The 21,294-nt window shown below is 73.2% G+C and carries 21 protein-coding genes and 1 other RNA gene; 18 read left to right on the top strand and 4 right to left on the bottom strand.

Annotated features, from left to right (window positions below):
- The first annotated feature begins 97 nt into the window (after window positions 1-97).
- From Actkin_RS04655 to Actkin_RS04675, 5 genes are read left to right on the top strand one after another with little or no spacing between them, the layout of a single operon-like run.
- A complete protein-coding gene (locus tag Actkin_RS04655; RefSeq protein ID WP_258906090.1) occupies window positions 98-694 on the top strand; it encodes a TetR/AcrR family transcriptional regulator in 597 nt (198 codons plus the stop codon).
- A gap of 19 nt (window positions 695-713) precedes the next feature.
- Complete coding sequence (gene cobC / locus Actkin_RS04660) at window positions 714-1,721, top strand: Rv2231c family histidinol phosphate aminotransferase CobC (RefSeq protein ID WP_258906091.1); 1,008 nt, start codon at window positions 714-716, stop codon at window positions 1,719-1,721.
- Window positions 1,718-2,554 (top strand): Nif3-like dinuclear metal center hexameric protein, encoded by an 837-nt coding sequence (locus tag Actkin_RS04665; protein ID WP_189208228.1) that lies wholly within the window; start codon window positions 1,718-1,720, stop codon window positions 2,552-2,554. The genes cobC and Actkin_RS04665 overlap by 4 nt, the downstream gene beginning before the upstream one ends.
- The gene (locus Actkin_RS04670; RefSeq protein WP_258906092.1) at window positions 2,551-3,285 is read left to right on the top strand and encodes a zinc ribbon domain-containing protein; all 735 of its coding nucleotides are present in this window, start codon (window positions 2,551-2,553) and stop codon (window positions 3,283-3,285) included. Before Actkin_RS04665 ends, Actkin_RS04670 begins: the two co-directional genes overlap by 4 nt.
- Entirely contained in the window at window positions 3,282-4,346 is a 1,065-nt protein-coding gene (locus Actkin_RS04675) for a bifunctional RNase H/acid phosphatase (protein WP_258906093.1), read from the top strand. Before Actkin_RS04670 ends, Actkin_RS04675 begins: the two co-directional genes overlap by 4 nt.
- Here the strand turns inward: Actkin_RS04675 and Actkin_RS04680 are convergent.
- Window positions 4,343-4,858 (bottom strand): NAD(P)H-dependent oxidoreductase, encoded by a 516-nt coding sequence (locus Actkin_RS04680; protein ID WP_258906095.1) that lies wholly within the window; start codon window positions 4,856-4,858, stop codon window positions 4,343-4,345. The two genes, Actkin_RS04675 and Actkin_RS04680, sit on opposite strands and share 4 nt — an antisense overlap.
- Window positions 4,859-4,931: 73 nt before the next feature.
- On the opposite strand from Actkin_RS04680, the gene rnpB reads away from it, so the two are divergent.
- The 12 genes from rnpB (at window position 4,932) to Actkin_RS04740 (ending at window position 16,568) form a co-directional block, all read left to right on the top strand.
- Window positions 4,932-5,318: RNase P RNA component class A (gene rnpB, locus Actkin_RS04685), an RNA gene on the top strand.
- Between the two features lie 345 nt (window positions 5,319-5,663).
- Window positions 5,664-5,954: a hypothetical protein gene (locus Actkin_RS04690; RefSeq protein WP_189208224.1), complete on the top strand. Its 291-nt coding sequence runs from the start codon at window positions 5,664-5,666 to the stop codon at window positions 5,952-5,954.
- Between the two features lie 18 nt (window positions 5,955-5,972).
- Window positions 5,973-6,431 (top strand): hypothetical protein, encoded by a 459-nt coding sequence (locus Actkin_RS04695; RefSeq protein ID WP_229786383.1) that lies wholly within the window; start codon window positions 5,973-5,975, stop codon window positions 6,429-6,431.
- A 64-nt stretch (window positions 6,432-6,495) separates the two neighbouring features.
- Window positions 6,496-9,318 carry an ATP-binding protein gene (locus Actkin_RS04700; protein WP_258907849.1) on the top strand — a complete coding sequence of 941 codons (2,823 nt, stop codon included), beginning with the start codon at window positions 6,496-6,498 and terminating at the stop codon, window positions 9,316-9,318.
- A 31-nt stretch (window positions 9,319-9,349) separates the two neighbouring features.
- The gene (locus Actkin_RS04705; protein WP_258906096.1) at window positions 9,350-11,323 is read left to right on the top strand and encodes a magnesium transporter; all 1,974 of its coding nucleotides are present in this window, start codon (window positions 9,350-9,352) and stop codon (window positions 11,321-11,323) included.
- Between the two features lie 4 nt (window positions 11,324-11,327).
- Window positions 11,328-11,942, top strand: coding sequence for a hypothetical protein (locus Actkin_RS04710; protein WP_189208222.1), 615 nt, complete (start codon window positions 11,328-11,330; stop codon window positions 11,940-11,942).
- 1 nt (window position 11,943) lies between these two features.
- A complete protein-coding gene (locus Actkin_RS04715; protein ID WP_258906097.1) occupies window positions 11,944-12,948 on the top strand; it encodes a C40 family peptidase in 1,005 nt (334 codons plus the stop codon).
- 8 nt (window positions 12,949-12,956) lie between these two features.
- The gene (locus Actkin_RS04720; protein ID WP_396122938.1) at window positions 12,957-13,439 is read left to right on the top strand and encodes a hypothetical protein; all 483 of its coding nucleotides are present in this window, start codon (window positions 12,957-12,959) and stop codon (window positions 13,437-13,439) included.
- An 8-nt stretch (window positions 13,440-13,447) separates the two neighbouring features.
- Complete coding sequence (locus tag Actkin_RS04725) at window positions 13,448-13,654, top strand: hypothetical protein (protein WP_189208220.1); 207 nt, start codon at window positions 13,448-13,450, stop codon at window positions 13,652-13,654.
- Between the two features lie 49 nt (window positions 13,655-13,703).
- Entirely contained in the window at window positions 13,704-15,089 is a 1,386-nt protein-coding gene (locus Actkin_RS04730) for an RNB domain-containing ribonuclease (protein WP_258907851.1), read from the top strand.
- Window positions 15,090-15,130: 41 nt separating this feature from the next.
- A complete protein-coding gene (gene npdG, locus Actkin_RS04735; RefSeq protein WP_258906098.1) occupies window positions 15,131-15,817 on the top strand; it encodes an NADPH-dependent F420 reductase in 687 nt (228 codons plus the stop codon).
- Window positions 15,810-16,568, top strand: a complete 759-nt coding sequence (locus Actkin_RS04740; protein WP_258906099.1) for a helical backbone metal receptor — start codon at window positions 15,810-15,812, stop codon at window positions 16,566-16,568. The genes npdG and Actkin_RS04740 overlap by 8 nt, the downstream gene beginning before the upstream one ends.
- Here Actkin_RS04740 and pip read toward each other — a convergent pair.
- Window positions 16,565-17,488 carry a prolyl aminopeptidase gene (gene pip, locus Actkin_RS04745; RefSeq protein ID WP_258906100.1) on the bottom strand — a complete coding sequence of 308 codons (924 nt, stop codon included), beginning with the start codon at window positions 17,486-17,488 and terminating at the stop codon, window positions 16,565-16,567. The two genes, Actkin_RS04740 and pip, sit on opposite strands and share 4 nt — an antisense overlap.
- Before the next feature lie 24 nt (window positions 17,489-17,512).
- Here pip and Actkin_RS04750 point away from each other — a divergent pair, with 24 nt between their 5' ends.
- The gene (locus tag Actkin_RS04750) at window positions 17,513-18,460 is read left to right on the top strand and encodes a glutathione S-transferase family protein (protein ID WP_258906101.1); all 948 of its coding nucleotides are present in this window, start codon (window positions 17,513-17,515) and stop codon (window positions 18,458-18,460) included.
- Window positions 18,461-18,579: 119 nt separating this feature from the next.
- Here Actkin_RS04750 and panB read toward each other — a convergent pair whose 3' ends face one another.
- Both panB and Actkin_RS04760 read right to left on the bottom strand, forming a co-directional pair.
- A complete protein-coding gene (gene panB, locus Actkin_RS04755) occupies window positions 18,580-19,440 on the bottom strand; it encodes a 3-methyl-2-oxobutanoate hydroxymethyltransferase (protein ID WP_189208215.1) in 861 nt (286 codons plus the stop codon).
- A 130-nt stretch (window positions 19,441-19,570) separates the two neighbouring features.
- Window positions 19,571-21,286: an NAD+ synthase gene (locus Actkin_RS04760; RefSeq protein ID WP_258906102.1), complete on the bottom strand. Its 1,716-nt coding sequence runs from the start codon at window positions 21,284-21,286 to the stop codon at window positions 19,571-19,573.
- Window positions 21,287-21,294: the final 8 nt, after the last annotated feature.

A 21,294-nucleotide genomic window follows, 5' to 3' on the forward strand; every position in this document is an offset into this window, starting at 1 on the left:
CTCTGCTCAGTCGACCGGTGACCGGAATAGTTGACCGGTCGTCTAGTCCGCGTCAAGGGTGACGAGGGCAATAGTTGACCGGTCGTATACTGCGCTCGTGGGACGAACCAGCTCAGCGCGCGAACGCCTGCTCGACAGCGCCTGCGACCTCATCCACGAACGCGGCTACGCCGCCATCGGCGTCGCCGAGATCTGCGCGCGCGCCGACGTGCGCAAGGGCAGCTTCTACCACTTCTTCGAGTCCAAGCAGGCCCTCACCGCCGAGGCCGTCGACCAGCACTGGGCGCAGCGCCGCGCGGTCTGGACCGCCGAGCTGTCCGGCCCCGACCCCGCGCTCGCCCGCCTGGAGCGCCTCGTCCGCGCCCAGGCGACGGCCCAGGCCGACGGCAAGCGAGCGCACGGCCGCGTCCGCGGCTGCCTCTTCGGCAACCTCGCCACCGAGGTCACCCCCGCAGACGGCGACCTGGGCGCCCGGGTGGCGGCCGTGTTCGCCGAGCAGACCGACCTCGTGGCCCGCGCGCTCGCCGACGCGGTGGCCGAGGGCGCGGTCCCCGCCGACCTCGACGTCGCCCCGACCGCCCGTGCCGTGCTCGCGCACCTGGAGGGCATGGTGCTGTTCGCCCGGCTCGCCGACGACCCGGGCGTGCTCGACGGGCTCTGGGCGCAGACCCGGCTCCTCATCAGGGCGCGGTGACCCGCCTAAACTCCCTGCGATGGACACGGACCCGCTGCGCCACCACGGTGACGTCGACGCCGCGCCCGGCCTCGCCGACTTCGCCGTGAACGTCCGCGGCGAGCGGCCGCCGGAGTGGCTGCGGCGACGGCTGGTCGACGCGCTCGACCACATCGGCCGCTACCCGTCGGCGGAGGACGACCGCGCGGCCCGCGAGGCCGTCGCCCGGCGGCACGGCCGCGACCCCGACGACGTCCTGATCCTCAACGGCTCCGCGGAGGGCTTCGCGCTCCTGCCGAACCTTCGCCCGGTGACGGCGGCGCTGATCCACCCGTCGTTCACCGAACCGGAAGTCGCCCTGCGCGCCGCCGGGGTGCCCGTGCGGCACGTCCTCCTCGACGCGGAGGACGGCTTCGCGCTGCACCCGGAGCGCGTCTCCGACGACGCCGATCTGGTCGTGATCGGCAACCCAACCAACCCGACATCCACGCTACACAGCGCCGACGCCATCCGCTCCCTCGTTCGCCGCGGGCGAACCGTCCTGGTCGACGAGGCCTTCATGGACGCCGTCCCCGGCGAGCCGGAGACCCTCACCGGCGACCGCGACGTGCTGGTCTTCCGCAGCCTCACCAAGATGTGGGCGCTGCCCGGCCTGCGCGCGGGCTACGCCGTCGGCCACCCCGACACCCTGGCCGCCCTCGCCCGCCATCGTCCACAGTGGCCGGTCGGCACGCTCGCCCTGCACGCGGTGATCGCCTGCAGCGACGCGCCCACCGACGAGATCGCCGCCGAGTACGCCCGCCACCGCGACCACCTCGCCCGCGAGCTGGCCGCCCTGGGCGTCACCGTCCACGGACCTGCGCACGCCCCGTTCCTCCTGATAGAACACCCCCACGGGGAACGCCTGCGCACCAGCCTGCGCGAGCACGGGGTCGCCGTCCGCCGCGCCGACACCTTCCCCGGGCTCGGCCCCAACCACCTGCGCGTCGCCGTCCGCCCGCCGGAGCAGTGCGCGCCGCTGCTGAAAGCCCTGGAGGTCTGCCTGTGACGACCGTGGCCGACGCGATCGCCGCGCTCGAGGCCGCCTACCCGCCCGCGCTCGCCGAGGGCTGGGACGCGGTCGGCCTGGTCTGCGGCGACCCCGCCGAGGAGATCACCCGCGTCCTCGTCTGCGTCGACCCCACGGCGGACACCGTCGACGAGGCCGTCGAGACCGGCGCCCAGCTGATCGTCGCCCACCACCCGCTGCTGCTGCGCGGCGTGCACGGCGTCCCCGCGGACACCCCCAAGGGCGCGCTGGTCCACCGCATGGTCCGCGCGGGCATCGCGCTGTTCTGCGCGCACACCAACGCCGACGCCGCCGACCCCGGCGTGTCCGACGCCCTCGCCGAGGCGATCGGCCTGACCGTCACCGCGCCCCTCAACCCCAACCCCGACGGCCGCACCGGTATCGGCCGCGTCGGCCGACTCCCCGAGGCCGAGCCGTTCGCCGTGTTCGTCGAGCGCGTCGCCCGCGCCCTGCCGGGCACCGAGGGCGGCGTCCGCGCAGCGGGCGACGCCAACCGCCCGATCAGGACCGTCGCCGTCTCCGGCGGGGCGGGCGACTCCTACCTGGCCGCCGCCACCGCCGCCGGTGTCGACGCCTACGTCACCGCCGACCTGCGCCACCACCCCGCGGGCGAGCACCTGGCCGTGCCCGGCGCCCCCGCGCTCGTCGACGTCGCCCACTGGGCCAGCGAGTGGCCGTGGTGCGGCCAGGCGGCGGGCGTCCTGCGGGCCGCGCTCGGCGGTACGGTCGAGATCCACGTCTCCACGCGCCGAACCGACCCCTGGACCTGCCAGGCCGCGGGCGCGCCGACCACCCGGAGGTCCACCCGGTGAAAGCCGACCCCGCCGTCCAGCGCGGCCTGCTCGACCTCGCCGAGGTCGACGCGGAGCTGAACCGCATCGATCACCGCCGCCGCACCGCCCCGGAGCTGGCCGAGATCGCCGAGGCGGAGAAGGCGGTGCGGGCCCGCCGCGACGCCCGGGTCGCGGTGCAGACCCAGCTCGACGACCTCGACCGCGAGGTCGCCCGCCAGGAGAAGGAGATCGACGCGGTCCGCGCCCGCGAGGAGCGCGACCGCAAGCTCCTGGACGCGGGCGCAGGCGCCCGGCAGGTCGCCGACCTCGAACACGAGCTGGAGAGCCTCGTCCGGCGCAAGGCTGCCCTGGAGGACGACCTGCTGGAGCTGATGGAGCGCCGCGAGGCCGTCGAGGCCGACGGCCAGCACGCCGCCGTCGAGCTGGAGAAGGCCGAGGCCGCGCTGGCCGAGGTCCGCCACCGCCACCAGGAGAACCTGGCCGACCTCGACTCCCAGCAGGCGCGCCGCGACGCCGACCGGGCCAAGCTGGTCGCGACCTTCCCCGAGCCGCTGGTCGCCCAGTACGAGCGCAAGCGCAAGACCAAGGGCATCGGCGCCGCGCTGCTGCGCGCCCGCCGCTGCGGGGCGTGCAGGCTCGAACTCGACCGCCGGGTGATCTCGGTGATCAAGGAGACCGCGCCCGACGAGGTCGTCGAGTGCGAGGAGTGCGGCGTGATCCTGGTGCGCACGGCGGAGTCGGGCCTGTGAGGGTCCGCGTCGAGGCCGACGGCGGCTCCCGGGGCAACCCGGGGCCCGCGGGCTACGGCGCGGCCGTGTTCGACGCCGACACCGGCGCGCTGCTGGCCGAGCGGTCCGAGGCCATCGGCGTGGCCACGAACAACGTCGCCGAGTACGGCGGGCTCATCGCGGGCCTGGAGGCGGCGCTGGAGCTGGGCGCCGACGACGTCGAGGTCCGGATGGACTCCAAGCTAGTCGTCGAGCAGATGGCGGGCCGCTGGCAGGTCAAGCACCCGGGCCTGCGCCCGCTGGCGAGCCAGGCCCGCCAGCTCGCGGGCCGCTTCGCGCGGATCGCCTACACCTGGATCCCGCGCGCGGCCAACGCCCACGCCGACCGGCTGGCCAACGAGGCCATGGACGCCCAGGAGGGCAGGCGCACCACCCCGGCGGCCTGGACCGGCGCCCGCGGCGAGCCCACCCGGCTCCTGCTGCTGCGCCACGGCCAGACCCCGATGTCCGCCGAGCGCCGCTACTCCGGCCGGGGCGACGTCGAGCCGACCGAGCTGGGCCGCGCCCAGGCCGAGGCCGCCGCCCGCCGCGTCGCCAAGCTCGACGGCGTCGGCGCGGCCACGCCCATCGTGTCGTCCCCGCTGATCAGGACGATGGTCACCGCGCGGGCCGTCGCCGAGGCGACCGGCGGCGAGGTGACCACCCACCCCGGCCTGATCGAGACGGACTTCGGCGACTGGGAGGGCCTGACCTTCGCCGAGGCGAGCGAGCGCGATCCCGCGCTGCACACGCGCTGGCTGTCCGACCCGACCGTGCCCGCACCGGGCGGGGAGAGCTTCGACGTCGTGCACCGCCGGGTCGCCGGGGTCCGCGACGAGTTGCTGGAGCGGCACGCTGGCCGGACGGTGATCGTGGTCAGCCACGTCACGCCGATCAAGTCGCTGCTGCGGATGGCGCTGGACGCGGGCCCGAGCCTGCTGTTCCGCCTGCACCTCGACCTCGCGTCGCTGTCGATCGCGGAGTTCTACCCCGACGGCAACGCCTCCGTGCGGCTGGTCAACGACATCTCCCACCTGGGCTAACCGGCCAGCCGCCGCCTGCGGCCGACGGCGAGGGAGAACTCGGCCAGCGCGTCGGCCACCCGCGCGGGCACCCCGGCGGCGAGGTCGGCCTCCGGGACGAACGGCCCGCGCAGCAGGCGGGTCGCGCCCAGCTCGCGCAGCAGCGGTGTGACGCAGAACTCGACCGCGCCCCGGCCCTGCCGCCCGCCCGTGGTCACCGGCAGGATCGGCAACCCGGCCAGCGCGCCGCGGGGCAGCAGGTCGAGCACGGACTTGACCAGCCCGCAGTGCGCGGCCCGGTTGACGGGCGCGACGAGCACCATGCCGCGCGCGCCCGCGAGGTCGGCCAGCGCGGCCGCGATCGCCGGGTCGGACCGATCGCACTCCAGCAGCGCCACCGCTGGTAGCGCGCAGGCCTCGATCAGCGCCACCGGGTGCCCGAAGCCGTCCAGCACAGCCGAGGCGTGCTCGGCGAGCAGACCGACGGCACCGCCGGGGGTCCTGCCCCCGGAGACGACGACGGCCGGTTCCATGATCGTCAGTAGAGCAGTGGCCGACCGGGTGCGGCAACGCCGTCCATGCTCTGGATATCCTTGACGGCGCGGGCGAGTCGGCAGGGCGGCCGCGGCGGTCGGGAACGGCAGTCGAGGAAAGTCCGGACTCCGCAGGGCAGGGTGGTTGCTAGCGGCAACCCGGGGTGACCCGCGGGACAGTGCCACAGAAAGCAAACCGCCTGGCCAACAGGCCAGGTAAGGGTGAAACGGTGGTGTAAGAGACCACCAGCGCCCCGGGTGACCGGGGCGGCTCGGCAAACCCCACCCGGAGCAAGGCCAAGAGGCGGACCCGAGAGGGTCCTGCTGCGCAGGCGTTCGAGGGCGGCCCGCCCGAGCCTGCGGGTAGGCCGCACGAGCCTGGCGGCGACGCCAGGCCCAGATGGATGGCCGCCACCCGGGCGACCGGGGACAGAATCCGGCTTACGGTCCGACTCGCCCGCCCAACGTCTGCCATACACCGAACGGAGTAACTTCGCCGCGCGAAACCGTTTAGTCGATCTGTGAGTTCACCCACGCTGCGTCGCCGCCAAGGTCGCAGCCGGGTGAAACAGGGTGGGCACTAGGAAAATCGGGTGGTCGTGGCGTCCAGCGGGCCCTGTCCGGATGATGATGGGGTGTGGTCAGATGACAGCGCACGGCCGCATGGAGGATCGAGTGGATCAACGGAACGCTCACACCTAGCTACCGTTCGTAATGACAATCATGTGCCCGACGTGCTCTACTTCGACAGGCACGGCAGGCATAGGCCGCGCAGAGCACCATCTCCGCGCACTTGGGAGAAGACATGACCACCGCGTTCCTCGCCTCGCTCACCGAGTTGGCCCAACAGGAGCCCGCCAACAACATCGGGACCGGCAACGTCCGCAACTGGCTGCTCGAGAACATCATCCCCCTGCTGTTGCTGGTCGTGGCGCTGCTGCTGCTCTGGCTCGGCGGCGGCAAGGGGGACAACTCCGGCGTGATGCGCAGGCTGGGCGGGGTGATCGTCGCGCTGGCGATCATCGGCCTTGCGGTCACCAACGGCGGTGTCGCCATCGGCGAGTGGATCGCCGGGCTGTTCACCACGAACAGCTGACGGGCCGGGGGCGCGCACGTGCGGATACGCACCGACGACGAGGTCTACCGGGTCGACGCCGTCTGGCTCGGTCCGCCCAAGGCGACTTTCCCGTGGCGGGCCCGCTACGTGGCCTGGGGAGTCGGCACCGTCGTCTATCTGCTGGTCCTGACCGTCCTCCGCAACATCGGCGTCAGCCTGTTCTGGTCGTTCGCCTGGGGGATGGTCCTCACCATCGGCATCACGATGGTCATCTGCTCGCGGATCAGCCACGAGCGCCCGCTGGGCGCCGTGCTCACCATGTGGGTCCGCGAACTCACCGCGCCGCGCGAGACCGAGGCCGCCGCTGGCGGCGCGGCCAGCGCGGCGCAGGTCCGCGTGCGCGCGGAACTGCCCAGGAGGAAGCCGCGCGGTCGCCGGTCGCCGGAGACCGGCGCGCGGGAAAACAGGATGCCTGCCAAGGGGATTGCGGAGGTCAGCGGTGTTCGGAGGCCGTAAGCGCGAGCGGCGGGAGCTCGCGCGGCACCAGACACCGCGGGGCCACGCGGGCAACGGTGGACCGGTGCGCTACGAGCCGCCCGCGCCGCCCAAGCGCGGCAAGCGGCTGCCCGGCGAGTCGTCGATCCCCAGCTACACCCCGGAGATCGCCGCCCGCAGCATCGACGGGCACCTGCTGCGCACCGGCAACGACGTCTTCGCCTGGTACCGGCTGGCGCCGCAGCGCTGGTCGTTCCGCTCGGACTCCCAGCGCCAGGACCTGATCGCCGCGATCGCGGGCCAGTACGCCGAGCTGTCGGGCCGCTGGCTGCACCTGCGCGTGACGACCCGCCCGTACCCGATCCGGATGTGGGCCGAGGCCCACGTGCACAACGCCGTCAACCGGCTGCCGGACGTGCCGGGCGCGCTCAGCTTCGACGACTACCTCGTCGGCGAGCAGCAGCAGCTCATGGGCCGCTCGATGGCCGAGAAGGAGGTCTACCTCGGCGTCCAGGTGCAGACCCGCAACGTGGTCGACCGGGCCGTCGAGCGGGCCGCCCCGCTGCTGCGCAAGGTCTTCCCCGAGGCCGTCGACGCCGAGCTGCTGGCCATCGAGAGCGAGGTCGAGCACCTCGACCAGGTGCTGGGCTCGGCCGGGCTGGAGGGCCGCCCGGTCACCGCCGAGGAGATGTCCTGGCTGATGCACCGCTCGTGCTCGCTGGGACTGCCCGCGCCGCGCAACATGCCCGCGGTGCCGGGCGCGGCCTGGGAGCCGGAGGACCTGGCCAGCTTCACCGACGCCGCCGACTTCCACCAGGAGCCCTACTCGCCGACCGTCGTCGTGCGCGGCCGCACCGGCTCCAACGCCGGGGTCGCGCGGCACGTCTGCGTGCTGACCGTCGGCATGATGCACGGCCTGCAGATCCCCGAGGTCGACGACCCGTGGGTGCAGCGCAGCGACCGCCTGCCCGGCTCGGTCGAGTGGTCCGCGCGCATCTACGTCCGCAGGCCCGAGGAGGTCTCCGGCGAGCTGCAGCGGCAGATGAACAAGGTCCGCTCGCAGGTCAAGCACTACACCGACGAGCACGAGCTGGAGCCGCCGCAGTCGCTGGCCCGGCAGGCGTCGCGGGTGCTGGAGATCGACGACGAGATGACCTCGGGCTTCACCGCCCTGGCCACCCGGGTGCGCTCGTGGTGGCGGCTGGCGGTGTCCGGCCCGACCGAGCGCGACGCGCTGCGGCTGGCCCAGCAGCTCCTCGACCTCTACAAGCCCAAGGTCGCCATCGAGCACCCCGAGGCCCAGTACGCCATGGCCAGGGAGTTCATCCCCGGCGAGCCGCTGGCCTCCAGCGCCTACATGCGCCGTGGCTCGGTGGTCTGGGCGGCGTCCGCCGTGCCGACCGCGACCGCGGAGGTCGGCGACCGGCGCGGCATCCTGCTCGGCGAGACCTGCACGGCGACCCGGCGTCCGGTCGCCTGGGACCCGTGGATGGCCCAGGAGATCAGGGACGGCTCCGGCCTGACCGCCATGGTCGCCGGGCTCGGCGGCGGCAAGTCGTTCCTCGGCGGCGGCATCGTCTACAAGACGCTGCGCGCGGGCGCGCACTGGACGGTGCTGGACCCGTCCGGCCCGCTGGCCAAGCTGTGCGACCTGCCCGAGCTGCGGCCGTACGCGCGGCCGATCAACCTGCTCAACGCCCAGGCGGGCATCCTCAACCCGTACCGGGTCGTCGCCGAGCCGAGGCTGGAGCACTTCCTCGACGACGAGGACCCCGAGCGCGCGTGGCGCAGGGAGAAGGCGCTGGCCGCCGCCACCCGCCGTCGCCTCGTGCTGGACGTGCTCACCGGTCTGCTCCCGTACGAGGTCGCGCGCCTGCCGCAGTCCCGGATCGTGCTGCTGCGCGCGGTGCGGACCGTCGGCGGCCGCGCCGACGCCGACCCGAGCCTGGTGTTCGACGCGCTGCGCCGCGACGCCAGCGAGCACCACGAGCACGCCGTCGTCGTCGCCGACTTCCTCGACGAGATGAAGGAGCGCATGTCGCTGCTCATCCCCGAGCGCGGCGCCGACCCCTACGACGAGCAGCGCGACGACCGGCTCACCGTGCTGACCATGGCCGGGCTGACCCTGCCCAAGGACGGCGTCGGCCGCGAGCACTGGACCGACGCCGAGGCGCTCGGCGTGGAGATGCTGAACCTGGCAGCGTGGCTGACCCAGCGCTCCATCTACGACCGGCCCAAGGACCTGCGCAAGGGCGTCTGGATCGACGAGGCGTTCTTCCTCTCCGAGGTCCCGACCGGCCGCGTGCTGATGAACCGCTTCGCCCGCGACTCCCGCAAGTGGAACGTGCGCGTGCTGCTGTCCTCGCAGATCCCGGCGGACTTCCTGCGCATCCAGGGGTTCGTGGCCCTGCTGGACTCGGTCTTCATCGGCAGGCTGGACGACGACCAGGCCCAGGCGGACGCGCTGCGCCTGCTCAAGGTGCCGGTCGGCGCGGGCTACGAGCAGGTCGTGGCCAGCCTGGGCCGCAGGCCGGGCAGCCACCGCGGCCTCGTCGAGCGCGACACCGCCCCGCGCCAGTTCATCTTCGGCGACGGCGCGGGCGGCGTGGAGCGCATCCGCATCGACCTCTCCGGCGGGCACCTCGACCACCTGCGCGCGGTCATGGACACCACCCCGGACGCCCAGCGCGAACGCGTGCTCCCGGAGGCCACCGCCCCGCACGCCCCGGTGATCCCCGAACCCCAGCCCCGCGAGCAGATCGAGGCCGCCGCGCCCAGCGACGAGGAGTTCGAGCGCGCGGCCGAGTTCGAGCTCGGCCTGACCGAAGAGGACTACATCGGCGGCGAGCCCACCGACCCGCCACCGCCGGAGGACGGCAAGAAGCCCGGCCGCGAGGACGCGGCATGAACACCGGATCAGTGAGATTGGCAGGGGCCCCATGATCACGATTCTTCTGGTGGTGGCGGCCGTCGCGCTGCTGACCGCGGTGCGGCGAATGCGGAGGGGGGAGTTGGGCCGCCGGGCCGCGATGGCCGTCGTGATCGGCATCGTCGGCCTGCACACCGTCATCGGCAGCCCGGCGATGGCGCAGGAGCTGGACTGCGTGCCGAACCCGGAGCGGCCGGGCGCGGGCATGGTCGGCGCGATCGACCCGCCCAAGGGCAACGGCGAGGCGGGCACGCCGTACCAGGTGTACGGGTTCGCGGGCCAGGTCTGGCACGTCTACGACGAGTCCTGCAACGGGCTGGTGCCCAGCGGCGTGTCCGACCCGGGCGCCACGATCGACAACTGGGCGGGCAACGAGCTGTTCAACCTGGCCAAGATCGTGGTCGGGGCGACCAACTCGCTGCACTACACGCTGCTCGACGGCGGCATCCTCGGCGGGCTCAACGAGCAGATCGGCGAGGCTGCGCAGTCGATCTTCGACAACGTCTACGCCCAGCTGTTCAGCGTGTTCGCGCTGATCCTGGCGATCCTGATGTTCCGCCAGATCTGGAAGGGCGACCTGGCCACGGTCAGCAAACGCGCCCTGTTCGCCATGGGCGGCATGTGGCTGGCGGCGTCGTCGCTGGTGATGGTCACCAACTACGACAAGGTCGACGACCTCATCGTGCGCACCACGACCGGCATCCAGGCGGGCTTCGTCGACCCGGGGGAGAGCCGCGTCGACTACGACATCCTGCCCACCGCGCTGCACAACAAGGTCGTCTACGAGAACTGGCTGCGCGGGGAGTTCGGCAGCCCGGACTCGCCGCAGGCCGAGCGGTTCGGGGAGCGGCTGCTGGCCGCCCAGGCGTGGACGCGCGACGACGTGGTCAGCGGCCGCGACGCCGACAACGCCGCCGAGCAGCAGAAGAAGGCCGAGTACCGGGCCATCGCGGCCGAACTCGGCCCCGCGGCGGGCTACTTCAAGGGCACCGACGGCAGCCGGACGGGCGCCGGAGTGCTCGCCCTGCTCCAGTCGATCTTCTACTCGCTGTTCCAGTTCTTCGCCAAGCTGTCGGTGCTGCTGGCCCAGCTGCTGCTGCGCATCCTCGCGCTGGCCGCGCCGGTGATCGGCCTGGTGGCGCTCGTGCACCACGACATCCTGCGCCGCGTCGGCCGCGCGGTCGGCGCGGTGGTGCTGAACGTGCTGGTGCTGGCCATGCTGGCGGGCATCCACTTCAAGTTCCTCGAGCTGATCTTCTCCCCGGACGCCGGGTTGTCGCTGCTCACGCAGATGCTGCTCGCGGCCATCGTGACGTTCGTGTTCTTCCTCGTCGGCAGGCCCATGCGCCGGATGTGGCAGATGCTGGAGATGTCCGTCGGCGCGGCGGGCGCGACGGTCAGCGCGCCGGGGACGGGCATCTTCTCCCGGTTCCGCCGCAACAAGCACGCGGGCCCGACCCCGCAGGACGCCTTCTGGGAGAACCTGCGCGACGAGGACGAGCACGTCGGCGAGTCCGGGGTGCTGGTGCGCGGCGGCAGGCGGCACCGGCCGGAGGCCGCCAACCCGGTCACCGTGCACGCCGAGCGGATGGACGCCACCCGCGCGGCCATCGGCGCCCCGCGCCCGGCGATCGGCGGCGCGCAGACGCTGCTCGGCCCCGCGGCCGACGCCCCGGGCGACGTGGTCACGCGGTCGGCGTCCTACCTGGTGCCGCGCAGCCGGACGGCGGACACCGTGCCGGTGGCCGACCGCGGCTGGGACCGCGGCGAGGACGCCGTCGTCGTGCCGTCCCGGGTGCCGGGCGAGCCCGCCGACGCGCTGCCCGCGCCGCAGGCCCGTCCCGCCGACGTCGAGGTGGTCGCGGGCAGGCCGGTGCACGTGGTCTACCGGCCCTCCCGCGGGCTGGAGGTGGCTCCCGAGCCGGTGCGGCGCCCGCTGCCGCGCCACGACGGCCCGCGCGACACCGACCAGCTGGTGAGGTGACCGCGTGCCGATCCGCACCAACCGCGGCCGGGCCGCGGTGTACCGGAAGCTGTGGGGCTGGCCGCTGCGCTCGCCCCGGCACCTGGCCGTCGCCGCGTTCGTCGCCGCGCTGCTGATCACCGCGGCGGGCATCCTCATCCCCAAGCTCGCGGGCACCGACACCCCGCGCGCCTCGGGCACGTCCACTCAGACGTCCGAGACGAAGGTGTTCGGCTCGCGCACGGTCGTCGTGCCGCCCGGCGCGGGCGGGACGGCGACCGCCACGGAGACGCGCGTCGAGCCCACGCTCACCCCGTCGTCGGCGCCGCCCGCGCCCGAGGCGCTGGGCGTGGCGAAGGAATGGGCGACCGCGTTCGTGACCCACCCCGAGGGCATCAGCCCGGAGACGTGGCGCGAACAGCTGCGGCCCTTCACCGACGTCGAGTACATGGTGGCCCTCGACAGCGTCGATCCCCGCAACGTCTTCGCCACAGCGGTCACCGGCGAGCCCCGCGTCGTGGTCTCCTACGACAAGTCCGTGGTGATCGACGTGCCGACGGACAAGGCGGTGCTGCGGCTGACCCTGATCGAGACCGAGCAGGGCTGGCGGGTGTCGGACTACACCGAGGGGGAGGGCTGACATGCGGGGCGCGGTGATCGTCGCCGGGGTCGCCGTGGTCGGCGTGGTGACCGCGATCGGCACCGGTGCGCTGACGCTGATCCAACGCGACCACGCCGCCGACGCGGCGGCCTACCAGACGGTGTCCTGCAACGCCGCCCTCGGGCCCACCACCCAGGGCGCCCCCGGCACCGGGGCGGGCGACGCCGCCCGGCTGACCGACGACCAGCTGGCCACGGTGACCTCGATCATCGCGATCGGCAAGGAGCGCAAGCTCCCGCCGCGCGCCTGGCAGATCGCCATCCAGGCGGGCATGACCGAGTCCGGCCTGCGCCCGCTCGATTACGGCGACCGCGACTCCCTCGGCATCTTCCAGATGCGGCCGTCCATGGGCTGGGGAACGCCCGCGCAGGTCATCAACCCCGAGTACGCGATCAACAAGTTCTACGACGTGCTGCTGACCGTGCCCAACTGGGACACCCAGCGGCCCGGCGACTCCGCGCAGGACGTCGAGCGCTCGGCCTACCCCGACCGGTACCACCGGTGGGAGGCGATGGCGACCCACCTCATCGGCGACCTCGGCGACGTCGTCAACGCCTCCGGCTGCGGCGAGGACAGGGGCCGCCTGCTGCCCGCGCCGACGAAGGCCGCGGGCGAGGCCATCCAGTTCGCGCTCGGGCAGCAGGGCAAGCCGTACCAGTGGGGCGCGCTCACCACGCACCAGAACTCCTTCGACTGCTCCAGCCTGATGCTGCAGGCCTACCGCGACGCCGGGATCAGCCTGCCGCGCACGTCCCGCGAGCAGTGGCGCGCCGGGGCGTACCTGCCGGTCGAGAAGGCCCAGCCGGGTGACCTGCTGTTCTGGGCGCGCGACACCAGCGACCCGCGCACCATCCACCACGTGGCGATGTACCTCGGAGACGGGAAGATGGTGGAGGCGCAGCAGACCGGCGTCCCGGTGCACATCCGTTCCATCGAGTGGACCGAGGGCGGGCTCATGGACTACGCGGTCCGCCCCGGCGTCTAGGAGAAGGCATGACCATGTACTCCCCGGAGCCGCTGCCGCGGCATCCGGGCCCGCCCGCCTCCAGCACGCCGCTGCGCGACTTCCTCGACTCCGCGCGCCGTCCCGGCGTCAGCCCGGGGTACGCGGTGCTGCCGCGCTCGCTGGCCGAGGCCATGCCGCTGCCGTGGCAGCAGCAGATGGCGTACCTGCTCTACGAGTTCCACCAGGTGTATGCGCACCTGGAGTGGCCGGAGTACCGGGTCGTGCCCTCCCGCAGGGAGCGGCTGGTCGACCTCGACGAGGAGCAGCTCGCCGAGGTCGGCTGCATGGTGGAGATCGACGCCGACGGCGAGCTCGTCTACCGCGAGCGCAACGGCCGCCGCATCGAGAACCCGGAGACCTACGAGGTCCTGGTGTCCTGCCTCGACCCGATCCCGGCCGACCAGCTCAACGCCAACCAGGACACCCCGCCGCGCGGTCTCCCGATGCGGCAGGGCCCGGGTTGGGGTTAACCTCGATCATGGCCAAGGACCCGAACCCGCCCGAGGGCTGGTGGTACAACACCCGCACCGGCGAGGTCGAGCACGGCACGGTCGGCAAGGCGATCGACCGGCTCGGCCCGTACCCGGACCGGGAGACCGCGGCGCGGGCGCTGCAGATCGCCCGCGAGCGCACCGAGGCCGCCGACCGCGCCGACCGGGCGTGGCGCGGCGACGACGAGGACTGACCCCGCGGCGGCCGTCACCGCATAGGGTGCAGGGGTGGACACCGCAGCGATGGGCCGAGGCGACTTCTCCCGCGTGCGCGCCGAGTTCGGCCTGCCCGATCGCTTCCCGGACGCGGTGCTGGCCGAGGCCGAGCGCGCCGTCGACGCGGGACCGCGGGGCGAGCGCGTCGACCGCACCGACATCCCGCTGGTGACCATCGACCCGCCCGGCGCGAAGGACCTCGACCAGGCCGTGCACATCGAGCGCCTGGGCGACTCCGGGTTCCGGGTGCACTACGCCATCGCCGACCTCGGCGCGTTCGTGACACCCGGCGGGGCCGTCGACACCGAGGTGCGGCGGCGGGGACAGACGATCTACCTGCCCGACGGGTCCGTGCCGATGCATCCCGCGGTTCTGTCGGAGGGCGCCGCTAGCCTCTTGCCGGGGCAGGTGGCGCCCTCCGCGTTGTGGACGATGGACCTCGACGCCGCCGGTGAACCGCTGGCGGTGCGGGTCGAGCGCGCCCTGGTGCGCTCCACCGAGCAGTTCGACTACGCGTCCGTGCAGGCAGCGGTCGACGCGGGGGACCCGCATCCCTCGGTCGCGCTGCTCCCCGCCCTGGGCGAGCTGCGCCGCTCGGCGGCCATCCGGCGCGGCGCGCTGGAGCTGCAGCTGCCCGAGCAGGACGTCGAGCGGGTCGACGGCGGCTGGCGGCTCGTGCTGCGCGGCCGCACCCGGGTCGACGCGTGGAACGCCGAGATCTCGCTGCTGACCGGCATGTCCGCGGCGCGGATGATGCTGGACGCGGGCATCGGCCTGCTGCGCACCCTGCCCGACCCGACCGAGGAGGACCGGGCCTGGCTGCGCCACTCGGCGGGCGCGCTGGGCATCGACTGGCCGGAGGAGCACAGCGCCGCGGAGGTCCTGGCGCGCCTGGACGCGTCGTCGCCCGCGGCGATGGCCCTGTCGATGGACGCCACCCGCCTGCTGCGCGGCGCCGGGTACACCGCCTTCGACGGCACGGCCCCCGAGCTGACCTCGCACGCGGGCATCGCCGCCCCCTACGCGCACGTCACCGCCCCGCTGCGGCGGCTGGTCGACCGCTTCGGCACCGAGGTGTGCCTGGCGGTGTCGGCCGACGCGGAGGTGCCGTCGTGGGTGCGCGAGGCCCTGCCCACCCTGCCCGCGCTGATGGAGGCGTCCGACGGCCTCGCCGCCCGGGTCGACCGCGCCTGTCTCGACCAGGTCGAGGCGTGGGTGCTGGCCGATCGCGTCGGCGAGGAGTTCGACGCCGTCGTGCTGCGCGCCAACGGCGACTCCGCCGAGGTGTTCGTGCCTGACCCGCCCGTGCTGGGCAAGGCGGCGGCCACCGAGCTGCCGGAGGGCCGCATGGTGCCCCTGCGCCTGGTCGAGGCGGACCCGGCGGCCCGCCGCGTCCGGTTCGCCAAGGGATAGCGGTCAGCGGCCTGTCCGCGCCGCTGACGAGGATGTTCGGTATGACTTCGGAGGGAAACACAGTGGAGTTGAGCGGTCTGACCGTCGGCGTTCTCGGCGGAACCGGCCCCCAGGGCCGCGGCCTGGCCCTGCGCTGGGCGAAGGCGGGCCTGCGGGTCCTGATCGGTTCCCGCTCCGCAGAGCGCGCCGTCGACGCGGCGGGGGAGCTCAACGCCGCCGCCGGGGTCGACACGGTGACGGGCCGGGACAACGCTGCCTGCGCGGCCGAGGCCGACATCGTGCTGATCGCCGTCCCCTGGGACGGCCACGGCGACCTGCTGACGAGCCTCAGGGAGCAGCTCGCGGGCAAGATCGTGATCGACTGCGTCAACCCGCTGGGCTTCGACAAGCAGGGCCCGTTCGCCCTGCCGGTCGAGGAGGGCAGCGCGGCGCAGCAGGCGGCCGCCCTGCTGCCGGAGTCGCGGGTCACGGCCGCGTTCCACCACGTCTCCGCGGTCCTGCTCGCCGACCTCGCGATCGCCGAGATCGACACCGACGTCCTGGTCCTCGGCGACGACCGCGAGGCCACCGACGTCGTCCGCGCCCTGGCCGACGCCATCCCCGGCATGCGCGGCATCTACGGCGGCAGGCTCCGCAACGCCCACCAGGTCGAGGCCCTGACCGCGAACCTGATCGCCGTCAACCGCCGCTACAAGGCGCACGCCGGCCTGCGCGTCACCGATGTCTGACCTGGACGACCTGGGCGCGCCCGTCCCGCTGGCGGGCGCGCCCACCCGCGTCGTGAGCCTGGTCCCGTCGCTCACCGAGGCCGTCGAGACCACCGCCCCCGGCCTGCTCGTCGGCGCCACCGACTACTGCACCCACCCGCCGACCCTGGACGTCCCGCGCGTCGGCGGCTCCAAGTACCCCACGGTCGCCGCGGTCCTCGACCAGCGCCCGGACCTGGTGATCGCCAACGCCGAGGAGAACCGCCCGGAGGACGTCTCCGCCCTCCGCGCCGCAGGCGTCCCGGTGTGGGTCACCGCCGCCCCGGCGACCGTGATGGCGGGCATCGACTCCACCCGCCGCCTGCTGGTCGAGGCCCTGCGCCTGACCGAACCCGCCTGGCTGACCGAGGCCGCCGAGCTGTGGGCGGACACCACCGAGGTCTGGGCCACCGCCGTGGTCCCGGTCTGGCGCAAGCCCTGGATCGTCCTGGGCCGCGACACCTTCGCAGGCGACGTCCTCCTGCGCCTCGGCGTCGCCAACGCCTACGCCGATCACCCCGAGCGCTACCCGCGCCCGCCCCTGTCCGAACTCCAGGCCACCCGCGCCGACCTCGTCGTCCTGCCCGACGAGCCGTACGAGTTCACCGCGGACGACGGCCCCCAGTTCTTCCCCGAGAAGCGCCCCGTCCTGGTCGTCGGCCGCTACCTGACCTGGTACGGCCCTTCCCTCGTGGACGCCCGCCGCGAGCTGGCCGCGGCTCTGAACGGCTAGCGGAACCCGTCGGTCGCCGCCCGCAGCGCGCTGAGGACCCCCGGCTCGGCGACGGCGTGCCCCGCGGCCGGGATGATCCGCAACTGCGACCCCGGCCACGCCCGGTGCAACTCCCACGCGCTCACCGGCGGGCACACCGCGTCGTAGCGACCCTGCACGATCACCCCGGGGATGCCCCGCAGCAGGTGCGCGTCCCGCAGGAACTGCCCGTCGTCCAGCCAGCCCCGGTTGCGGAAGTAGTGCACCGCCAGCCGCGCGAAGGCCACCGCGAACCGCGGCTCCTGGTACTGCGCCACCGCGGCCGGGCTCGGCAGCAGCGACACCGTCGACCCCTCCCACGAACTCCACGCCACCGCCGCCGCCACCGCGTCCGGCCCGTCCAGCAACTCCGCGTACGCCGCCAACGGGTCCGCCCCCGCGGGCACCAACTCGACGAACCGCGCCCACTCCTCCGGGAACAGGTTCCCCGCCCCACCCCGGTACAGCCAGTCCAACTCGCGCTCCCGCAACAGGAACACCCCGCGCAACACGATCTCGCTCACCCGCTCCGGATGCGTCTGCGCGTACGCCAGCGCCACCACGCACCCCCACGAGCCCCCGAACAGCTGCCACCGCTCGATCCCCAGGTGCTCCCGCAGCCGCTCCATGTCCGCCACCAGGTGCCAGGTGGTGTTCTCGTGGGTCGCCGCGAACGGCGTGCTCCGCCCCGCCCCCCGCTGGTCGAACAGCACGATCCGGTAGGCATCCGGATCGAAGTGCCTGCGCTGCATCGGGTTGGTCCCCGCCCCGGGCCCGCCGTGCAGCACCACCACCGGCCTGCCCCGCGGATTCCCGCTGACCTCCCAGTACACCCGGTGCCCGTCGCCCACGTCGAGCATCCCGGCGTCATGGGGCTCGATCGGCGGATACAGCGCGTCCATGCGGGCAAGACTATGGTCGAGGACATGGCCACGGCGCAGTTCGACAAGGAAACCTCCACCCGGGGAGAGTTCGTCCGCCAGCCCAACCGCTTCACCGAGCGCATCACCACCGACGGCCCCCGCCGCCCCGAGCCCGGCCGCTACCGCCTGATCGTCAGCCTGGCCTGCCCCTGGGCCCACCGCGCCGTCATCGTCCGCAAGCTCCTCGGCCTCGAGGACGCCATCTCCCTCGGCGTCGTCGACCCCCTCCGCGACGACCGCGGCTGGCGCTTCACCCTCGACCCCGACAACCGCGACCCCGTCCTCGGCGTCGAGTACCTGGCCGACGTCTACCGCGCCACCGACCCCGACTACCAGGGCCGCGTCACCGTCCCCACCATCGTCGACACCACCACCGGCACGGTCGTCACCAACGACTACCCGCAGATCACTCTGGACTTGTCCACCCAGTGGCGCGCCTTCCAGGGGCCCTCCCCCTCCCCTCCCGCCGCCGACGGGTTCGAGCTCTATCCGGTCGAGCTGCGGGCGGAGATCGACGCGTTGATCGAGCCGATCTTCCACCATGTCAACAACGGCGTTTACAAGGCCGGGTTCGCCACGTCGCAGGCCGCTTACGACAAGGCGTACGCCGAGCTGTTCGCCGAGCTCGACCGGCTGTCCGAACGGTTGGCCGACCGCCGGTACCTCATGGGCGACCGGTTGACCGAAGTGGACATTCGGTTGTTCACCACGCTCGTCCGGTTCGACGCGGTGTATCACGGGCATTTCAAGTGCAACCGACAGAAGCTCAGCGAGATGCCGGTGCTGTGGGCGTACGCACGCGACATCTTCCAGATCCCGGGGGTCGCCGAGACTGTCGACTTCGACCACATCAAGCGTCACTACTACGCCACCCACGAGCAGATCAACCCGACGCGGATCGTGCCCGCCGGTCCGGATCCGGCAGGCTGGTGGGAGCCGCACGGCCGGTGACGCCGGGCGTGTTCCCGCCTGCTTCCAGGTTTACCAGCGGCCCGGGGCGGGCGTGTGAGGGCTGTGGATAACTCGAAAAAATGGGGATCTCCCAGCGAACCGGAAGATCCCCATCCTCATCAGTGGAAGACGTGCTCGGGGCCGGGGAACTCCCGGTTGCGCACATCGTCGGCGAACTCGCGGGCCGCGCCCAGGAGCACGCCTGCCACGTCGGCGTAGCGCTTGACGAAGCGCGGGGGCTTGGCCCGGCGCAGGCCCGCCATGTCCTGCCAGACCAGGACCTGGCCGTCGCAGTCGGGACCGGCGCCGATGCCGACGGTCGGGATGCGCAACTCGTGGGTCACCCGCTTGGCGACCTCGGCGGGCACCATCTCCATCACCACGGCGAACGCGCCCGCCTCCTGCAGCGCCAGCGCGTCGGCCACCACCTGGTCGCCCGCGTCGCCGCGGCCCTGGACGCGGTAGCCGCCCAGGTTGTGCTCGCTCTGCGGGGTGAAGCCGATGTGGCCCATGACCGGCACGCCCGCGTTGGTGATCGCCTGGACGTGCGGGGCGAACGCGCCGCCGCCCTCCAGCTTCACCGCGTGCGCGCGGCCCTCCTTCATGAACCGCACCGCCGTGGCCAGCGCCTGCTCGGGGGAGAGCTGGTAGGAGCCGAACGGCAGGTCGGCCACGACCAGCGCGCGCTTGGCCGAGCGGGTCACCGCGGCCACCAGCGGCAGCAGCTCGTCCACCGTCACCGGCAGGGAGGTGTCGTAGCCGTAGACGTTGTTCGAGGCCGAGTCGCCGACCAGGAGGACGGGGATGCCCGCCTCGTCGAACAGCTCGGCGGTGTACATGTCGTAGGCGGTGAGCATCGGCCAGTGCTCGCCGCGCGCCTTCATCTCCTGCAGGTGGTGGATGCGTACCCGCTTGGCAGGCTTGCCTTGCCCTGCGGCGCCGGACCCGTACGGTGCGGCCACTTCCTGGTTGTCGGACATAGCTGGGTCGACCGTCCTTCCCTCAAGGCCCGCTTCGTCGCGTGGTCCCTGGGTGTTCGCGGATGGCTTACCCGTTCAGCGTGACACCAGGATCAGGGGATGAGAGCGGTGATGGGACCGACCTCACAGGTCAGCCCTCACGCCACCCGCTGGTGATCGGCAGCCTGCGGTCCCGGCCGAACGCCCGGAACGTGATCTTGGTGCCCGGCGGGTACTGGCGGCGCTTGTACTCGGCGCGGTCGACCATGCGCAGCACACGGTCGATCAGCTCCGGGTCGTGGCCCGCGCGCACCAGGTCGGCGTAGCCGCGGTCGCCCTCGATGTAGTCGTCGAGGACGTCGTCGAGCAGCTCGTAGTCCGGCAGCGAGTCGGAGTCCAGCTGGCCGGGGCGCAGCTCGGCCGACGGCGGCTTGCTGATCGAGTTCTCCGGGATGGGCGGGGTCTCGCCGCGCTTCTCCGCCTCGGCGTTGCGCCAGCGCGCCAGGTGCCACACCAGGGTCTTCGGCACGTCCTTGATCGGCGCGAACCCGCCGACGGCGTCGCCGTAGATGGTCGAGTAGCCCACGGCCAGCTCGGTCTTGTTGCCCGTGGCGAGCACGAGGTGGCCGTGCTGGTTCGACAGCCCCATCAGCGTCATGCCCCGGCAGCGGGCCTGCACGTTCTCCTCGGCCAGCCCGGTCAGCCCCAGCTGCTTGACGAACACCTCGACCATGTCCGCGATCGGCTGCTCCGAGAAGTGCAGCCCGGTGCGCTCGGCCAGCTCGGCCGCGTCGGCCCGGGAGTGCTCGGAGGAGTACGCCGAGGGCATCGAGACCCCGTGCACGGCGTCCGCGCCGAGCGCGTCGACCGCCAGCGCCGCGACCACCGCGGAGTCGATGCCGCCGGACAGGCCCAGCACCACCGAGCGGAATCCGTTCTTCTGCGTGTAGTCCCGCAGGCCGGTGACCAGCGCCGACCAGATCTCGGCCTCCTCCGGCAGCGGCTCGGCGATCACGCCGGGGTGGCGCACGCCGTCCTGTCGGGGCTCGTCGGACAGCACGACCCGGCGCACGGAGAAGTCGTCCACCACGTCGGCGTCGGTCCTCGCCGCGCCACCGGGCAGGTCGAGGTCCACCAGCGCCAGGTGCTCGACGAACTGCGGCGCGCGGGCCAGCAGCGTCCCGTCGGCGGCCACGACGATGGAGTCGCCGTCGAAGACCAGGTCGTCCTGACCGCCGACCTGGTTGACGTAGACCAGCGGGGCCTGCGCCTCACGCGCGCGGCGGGCGATCAGGGGAAGCCGCTGGTCGTCCTTGGAGCGCTCATACGGCGAGGCGTTGGGGGAGACGATGAGGTCCACCCCGGCCTGGCCGAGCGCGGCGACCGGGCCGCCCTCCTGCCAGACGTCCTCGCAGATCACCATGCCGACCTCGAGTCCGCGCACCCGCACGATGTCCAGGCTCGTGCCCGGCTTGAACAGCCTGCGCTCGTCGAAGACGCCGTAGTTGGGCAGGTGGTGCTTGAACTGGCGGGCGACCACGCGACCGCCGTGCAGCACCGCCGCGCCGTTGCGCGGGCCGACCTCATCGCGGTCGAGGTAGCCCACCCAGACCGGGACCGCGCCGCATCCCGCGTCGTCCAGCGACCCGGCCAGCGCGTCCAGCGCCGAGCGCGACGCCACGCCGAAGGACTCCCGCAGGGCGAGGTCCTCGACCGGGTAGCCGGTCAGGACCATCTCCGGGAACACGACGACGTCCGCCCCCGCCTCGACCGCGTTGCGGGCCCAGCGCACGACGAGGTCTGCGTTGCCCGCCAGGTCGCCGACAGTGGGATTGACCTGGGCGAGGGCGATGCGTAGCTGCGGCATGTAGTCCA

Origin of the sequence: Actinokineospora sp. UTMC 2448 (genome assembly GCF_024760565.1) — a bacterium.
Taxonomy (GTDB): domain Bacteria; phylum Actinomycetota; class Actinomycetes; order Mycobacteriales; family Pseudonocardiaceae; genus Actinokineospora; species Actinokineospora fastidiosa.